The organism is Polaromonas sp. (genome assembly GCF_029945895.1).
GTDB lineage: Bacteria > Pseudomonadota > Gammaproteobacteria > Burkholderiales > Burkholderiaceae_C > Polaromonas.
Window position 1 is genome coordinate 1 of record NZ_JAQSDL010000010.1, and the last position, 5,553, is coordinate 5,553.

Consider the following 5,553-nt stretch of genomic DNA (forward strand, 5'->3'; position numbering starts at 1 on the left):
GCCAGGGCGGCGAATGCAATTGCGCGAGCGTATTTCATGGTTTTTCCTTGAAGTTTATAGATATGTTTTGGTGCGGAGAGTTGAGAAGCTGGCCGACTGACGGCACCACGCCGGTCGGTTTGCGAATGAAATTCATCGAAGGCGATCATGGCGGCTGCGGGAAGCCAGCAGAGAACTGGCCAGGCCGGTGACCTCGGACGACTTCAGCGCCGCGAAAACGAGACCGGTGAGCGATACCAGGCGCCAGGGACGCAGGAGCACCGCTGCGGCACCTGCGCCTGCAGAAATGGCCAGAAGCTTCAGGGGTTGCTCCTCGGCAAAACGTTGAATTCTTGGCTCGGCAAAATCCAGAGCCAGACTGGCCGGGTGGCCTTGCCACCAGGACCTGGCCGTCTGTTTGATGAGTGACCAGGTGCTGGCCGATGCGTCTATTTCGTCGTCGCTGCCGCCCTGCCCGACGGCCGTGGCGGTGTCATGACCCATCTGGCGAATAATCGCCTGCCGGCTGTTGTTCAGGCGTTCGCGGGGAGAAAGCGCGGTGTTGTCGTTCATCATCGGGCTCAGGCGGCTGCGCGTAATGCCTGCGCATCGCGGTCCAGCTGGGCCTTGAGTTCATCAAAACGGGTAGAGGCCAGCGGTTGCCGCGCCTTGCCGAAGGCGACCAGAAGCAGAACCAGCATCACTGCCGGAATGGCCACCAGCACCCAGTGAAACTGGTTGAGCACCACCCCCAGCATCAAGGCCACACCTGTCAGCGTCAAAAATACACCGGCACACAGGATGACTGCGCCCCACGCCAGCCCGCGCTGAAGCAGGTCCGACCCGGCTTCCGAGGCTTCTTCGTGAACCAGTGCGCCATAGGCCGACAGGTGATCGACCACCAGGTCGGGGCGTCTGACGAGAATGGAAAACAACGGATGCAGCATGGCGGCCAGGTGGTTTTATAAAAGGGGACGAAACCTCAGGGATCAGCGATTGTCGCGATGCGCGATCGACGTCACCAGCAAGGCGACGGCTGCGCCCACTGCGGCAGCAATCAGGACCGACTTCACTGGTTCATTGGATACATAACGCGTGGTCGCGTCTGCATAGCGGTGCATGGAGCGCTGCGCCCGGTGGCTGGCCTCGGAGGCCATGTCCAGGCTCTGGCGTGCCAGTTTCTGGGCCTGGGTGGCCAGCTTGTCGACCAGCGGATCGATGCTGCCGCGCAAATGGCGTACTTTGTCTTCCGCGTGGTCCAGCGTCTCGTTGGCCAGGCTGCGTGTGCTGTCCATGGCTCTCTCGGCGCCGGTCAGCATCTGCTCGGACATCTGACGCGCGCCCGACAGGGTGTCTTGGGCTTGGGGATGGCTGGAGAGAGGGTTTTTCATGGGGTCCTTGGGTAATGGAAGGAAAAGGCCAGGTCCAGCGCGATACGCGCGTGGGCTGGGATAAACGGGAAATTCACTTTCTCTTCATCAGGCTGACCACGAAACTGATCACCGCCATGATGGCAAAAATGAAAAAGAGGATCTTGGCAATTTCCACTGCGCCGGCGGCGATGCCACCGAAACCGAACACGGCTGCAATGAGTGCGATCACGAGGAAAACAACGGAATAGTGCAGCATGTCGATCTCCTTGCAGGGGCGTGCCCTTTTTGGTGTACGGCGCTCGCATTTGAAACACCTGCAGTGAGCTTAATCAGGGATGCCTGTGGTGATCATCGGTGAGTACCGGATGCCCTTGTCGGTGGGCATGATCACGCGGTGTAGGACGAAGCCGATGGGCGCCTGCCGTGTATTGCGCCGCGGTGAAGTGGGGGGCTGCCGTGGTGCGCGGCCGTGGCCCGGTCGGCAGAGCTGCCGGCGCCTAGTGCGTTTTGGGCAATACCGCGGAGATGCGGGTGCCTTGGCCCTGACTGGAGACCACGGTCAGGCGACCACCTGCCGCTTCGACCCGGTGGCGCATGCCGGCCAGCCCGTGGCTCGAACCCTTGATCTGCGTGGTGTCGAAGCCTGTTCCGTCGTCCCGGACCTCGACCGTGATGTAGCCGTCGAAGTCATGCAGACTGATTTCAGCCTGTTTCGCGTCTGCGTATTTGCCCATGTTGGTCAGCGACTCCTGCACCAGGCGGTAGACCGTGAGCTGGGCCGAGCCGCCCAGCTCCACGGTCTCCAGGTCGGTGATGATGCTCAGGCCGGACCGGTCTTCGAATTCTCGCGCGAGGATTTCGAGGGATGCGACCAGCCCGAGATGCGACAGCGACGAGGGCCGCAAGTCCTCGACAATGCGGCGCTTGAGCGCAATGCCGCTGTTGAGTGTTTCGATCAGGTGCTGCATGCGTTCGGCCGCCTCCGGCGAAATGACGCCGAGGCGCGATTTGATGCGCGCCACATCGAGCTTGGCCGCCGTCAGCAGCGCGCCGAGTTCGTCGTGCAGTTCACGTGCCAGGTGACCGCGTTCGTCTTCCCGCACCTGCTGCAGGTGGGTGGCCAGCTCGGCCAGCGTGGCCGTGCGGTCGCGCACTTCCTTGTCGAGCTGGTCGCGTTCGCGCTGCAGGGCCTCCTGTTCGCGCCTGCCGGCATCCAGCAGGGCGTCGGTTTGCCGCAAATACATGTAAAACGCCAGCAACCCGGCCAGCGCCATCAGGGCGATGCCAATGCGCGACAACTGGAGCGACCGGGTGATCTGGGCCTGGGCCGTATGCATCCTGGTGTTGCTGGCTTGAACCAGTTTGACGATCTGCGCCCGGATGGTGTTCATCTGGTCCATGCCCACGTCAGTGGTCAGCACAAACTTCCAGGCATCTTCATTGCCCTGCTTGCGCATGCGTACGCTGAGGTCCATCTCCGCCAGCTTGCGCGACACGCTGCGCGACAGCAGGGCGAACTCCGTCATTTCCTCCGGGTAGGGGGTGTAGTGCCGGCGCAGGGTGTCCAGGGTCTGGTTGAGGTCGGCGGTCGCTGCGTCGTAAGGTTCCAGGTATTTGGGGTCGCCGGTCAGCAGATAGCCGCGCTGCCCGGTTTCGGCATTCAGCATCTGCTGCAGCAGCGTGTTGACGGCCCCGCGCGTGGCCTGCGACTCCTCAATGCGGGTAACCGCCCCGGTGGACAGGCGAAAACCTGCCTCGTTGATGGAAATCAGAGCGCCCGCTGCCAGCACCGCCAGCGGCAGGCTGATTGCCATTTTGGGGATCGCAAACCATCTCATCCTCATCTCCGTTCGCATGGATCAATAATTCGTGAATAATCGCTACTGAAGAAAGAAGCCCGCAATTGCGCGAGGCTGTGTTGCTGCATTGTGCCGTTTGGCGATGCCAACCTAACCAAGAGGACATGAAATGATCAAAATTGGAATTGTGGACGACCATGCCATCGTGCGCTCAGGGCTCAAGCAGTTCTTCTCGGATCAGGTAGATTTCAGGGTCGTGGGTGAAGCCGCCAGCGGCCGTGAAGCCATTGACCTGGTGCGAAATGTCGAGCTGGACATTCTGGTCATGGACCTGTCCATGCCCGGCCAGAGCGGGATTGATGCCCTTGCCATGATCCGCGCCAAGGCGCCCGATGTCGGCATCCTGATTCTCAGCGGGTATCCGGAAGAGCATTACGCGGTCAACCTGATCCGCCAGGGTGCCAGCGGCTACCTGAACAAGGAGTGTGATCCGATGGAGATTGTCAATGCGATCCGTGTCATCTCGCTCGGCAAACGCTACATCACGCCGGCCGTGGCCGAGTTGCTGGCCCAGCAACTGAACCGGAAAAATGATGCCACGCCGCACGAGCAGCTCTCCGAGCGCGAGTTTCAGGTGTTCCTCAAGCTCGCCAAGGGCGAAACTGCGGGCGACATTGCCAAGGCGTTGTCCCTGAGTGTCAAAACCGTCAGTACCTATCGCACCCGCGTGATGGAAAAAATGAGCCTGGCGTCCAACAGCGACCTGACGTATTACGCCCTCAAGAACAAGCTGATCGACTGAGCTTCTGCCGCCAGCCGCCCGTCTCCTATGGCTGGGGCTGGCCGGCATTGATGGACCTGCACTGTTCGATGCAGTAGTCAATCAGCGCGTCTATTTCGTTGGACTTGTCAAAAACCGCGTCGACGCCGAGTTGGGCGCAGCGCTTGCGGATGTCGGCCGTTGCGTAATTGCTCAGAACAATCACTTTTTGATGCGCCTGGCGGTTGCGGCAGGCTTCCAGAACGCCGAGTCCGCTTCCCTGTTTGAGAAACAGATCCACAATCGCCAGGTCCCATTGCTGAGCGTTTGCCAGCAACCAGGCCTTGCTTTCATTTTCTGTTTCCGCCGTACCTACTGCGTCAATTCCGGCCAGCTCTTCCAGCGTGGCCATGAGATTGTCACGTATGGTGGCGTTGTCTTCGACGATGTAAGTTCTGAGTCCCACTTAGCTTCAATCCCGGTCTGCCATGTCACGACCGCGGCACTTTTTCAAACGGTTACAGCTGCACCCGGCCGTAAACCAATTTATTATCACTTGATAACTAATGTATCCAAATACCCACAACGATTTTGACACGGTGGGGCGGCCTGGTTTGTAGGACCTTTCCTACTATCGTGCTGTAGGCAGTCACTGACAGTCTTCGATGGCTGTTGCCCACGGTGTGCCTGAGGTTTCCGGCAGATACTTCACTGCCAGTTGAGGGTCCGTTCGCTTGCGACAGCGCGATGCCAACCACTTGCAGGTGTCGGGCCTCTCCCGGTCTTTCAAATCAAGAATCGCAGGCCCACCACATGACCCGTGTCGCCACCTTCCTCTCCCGCGTTCGCCTTCTCCCAGCGTGGGGTCGGCTCCTGGCGGGAGCGGCACTGGTGCTGGCGGTCCTGTTCCTGGTGATTTTGTTTTTCCCCTGGGACTGGTTGCGCGGGCCGGTGAATCGCTATGTCAGTGATCGTACCGGGCGCCAGTTCGAAATCACCCGGCGGCTGGACGTGAAGCTGGGGCGCCGTATCACGGTCATGGCCGATGGCATCACGTTTGCCAACCCCGATTGGGCTCGCGACCCTTACCTGGTCAAGGCCGACTCCGCCGAGTTCGATCTTCTTTTCTGGCCCCTGCTGCGCGGCCAGATTGAACTCCCGCGTGTCCGCCTGACCCAGCCGGTGCTGGGACTGCAGATCCAGCCGGATGGGCGGCGCACATGGGCGTTGGGAAAGGACACGTCTGACGCCGCTACCGTGCCCCTTGTGGGCCAGCTGCTGGTGGACAAGGGTGTGTTGAACTACCTGGCCGAAGCGCAGGGGGCCGATATCAAGGCAGAGTTTGGGATGGTCGCCGCAAACGGGGCCGAAGCCGGAACCGCGGCGGCCGACGGGGACATGCCGCTGAGCTACAAGGCGCAAGGCACCTGGAAAAAAGAGCCCTTCGCGGCCAAGGGGCGCGCCGGGAGTGTGCTCCAGCTCAGCGACACCCAGGTCAACCCATTTCCCCTGGAGATCAATGCCAGTGCAGGCCGTACATCACTGCTGGCCAGCGGCCGCATTGGCAATCTGGCGTCGCTCGATGGACTGGATGCCAATTTCGACCTCAAGGGCCGCACACTGGCCGACCTCTACAACCTGC

Annotated in this window: 8 protein-coding genes; 2 read left to right on the forward strand and 6 right to left on the reverse strand. The window is 60.8% G+C overall.

Features of this window, described 5'->3' with window-relative positions; genetic code table 11:
• Positions 1-132 precede the first annotated feature (132 nt).
• The 5 genes from PSV33_RS00985 to PSV33_RS01005 form a co-directional block, all read right to left on the reverse strand.
• On the reverse strand, positions 133-552 hold the full coding sequence (locus PSV33_RS00985; protein ID WP_300557665.1) for a hypothetical protein: 420 nt from the start codon (positions 550-552) through the stop codon (positions 133-135).
• An 8-nt stretch (positions 553-560) separates the two neighbouring features.
• On the reverse strand, positions 561-926 hold the full coding sequence (locus PSV33_RS00990) for a hypothetical protein (RefSeq protein ID WP_300557667.1): 366 nt from the start codon (positions 924-926) through the stop codon (positions 561-563).
• 42 nt (positions 927-968) lie between these two features.
• On the reverse strand, positions 969-1,370 hold the full coding sequence (locus PSV33_RS00995; RefSeq protein ID WP_300557669.1) for a hypothetical protein: 402 nt from the start codon (positions 1,368-1,370) through the stop codon (positions 969-971).
• 73 nt (positions 1,371-1,443) lie between these two features.
• Complete coding sequence (locus tag PSV33_RS01000; RefSeq protein WP_300511748.1) at positions 1,444-1,608, reverse strand: DUF1328 domain-containing protein; 165 nt, start codon at positions 1,606-1,608, stop codon at positions 1,444-1,446.
• A 241-nt stretch (positions 1,609-1,849) separates the two neighbouring features.
• On the reverse strand, positions 1,850-3,190 hold the full coding sequence (locus PSV33_RS01005; protein ID WP_300557671.1) for a CHASE3 domain-containing protein: 1,341 nt from the start codon (positions 3,188-3,190) through the stop codon (positions 1,850-1,852).
• 130 nt (positions 3,191-3,320) lie between these two features.
• On the opposite strand from PSV33_RS01005, the gene PSV33_RS01010 reads away from it, so the two are divergent.
• Positions 3,321-3,953, forward strand: a complete 633-nt coding sequence (locus PSV33_RS01010) for a response regulator transcription factor (protein WP_096698225.1) — start codon at positions 3,321-3,323, stop codon at positions 3,951-3,953.
• A gap of 25 nt (positions 3,954-3,978) precedes the next feature.
• Here PSV33_RS01010 and PSV33_RS01015 read toward each other — a convergent pair whose 3' ends face one another.
• Positions 3,979-4,377, reverse strand: a complete 399-nt coding sequence (locus PSV33_RS01015) for a response regulator (protein WP_300557673.1) — start codon at positions 4,375-4,377, stop codon at positions 3,979-3,981.
• A 347-nt stretch (positions 4,378-4,724) separates the two neighbouring features.
• On the opposite strand from PSV33_RS01015, the gene PSV33_RS01020 reads away from it, so the two are divergent.
• Positions 4,725-5,553 (forward strand): AsmA family protein (locus tag PSV33_RS01020; protein WP_300557675.1); only part of this gene is annotated, 829 nt, incomplete at its 3' end.

Bases quoted from the DNA above. Each gene is read 5' to 3' on its own strand.
- PSV33_RS01005 (WP_300557671.1), bottom strand. From the start codon at position 3,190: ATGAGATGGTTTGCGATCCCCAAAATGGCAATCAGCCTGCCGCTGGCG.
- PSV33_RS01000 (WP_300511748.1), bottom strand. From the start codon at position 1,608: ATGCTGCACTATTCCGTTGTTTTCCTCGTGATCGCACTCATTGCAGCC.
- PSV33_RS01010 (WP_096698225.1), top strand. From the start codon at position 3,321: ATGATCAAAATTGGAATTGTGGACGACCATGCCATCGTGCGCTCAGGG.
- PSV33_RS00985 (WP_300557665.1), bottom strand. From the start codon at position 552: ATGAACGACAACACCGCGCTTTCTCCCCGCGAACGCCTGAACAACAGC.
- PSV33_RS00995 (WP_300557669.1), bottom strand. From the start codon at position 1,370: ATGAAAAACCCTCTCTCCAGCCATCCCCAAGCCCAAGACACCCTGTCG.
- PSV33_RS00990 (WP_300557667.1), bottom strand. From the start codon at position 926: ATGCTGCATCCGTTGTTTTCCATTCTCGTCAGACGCCCCGACCTGGTG.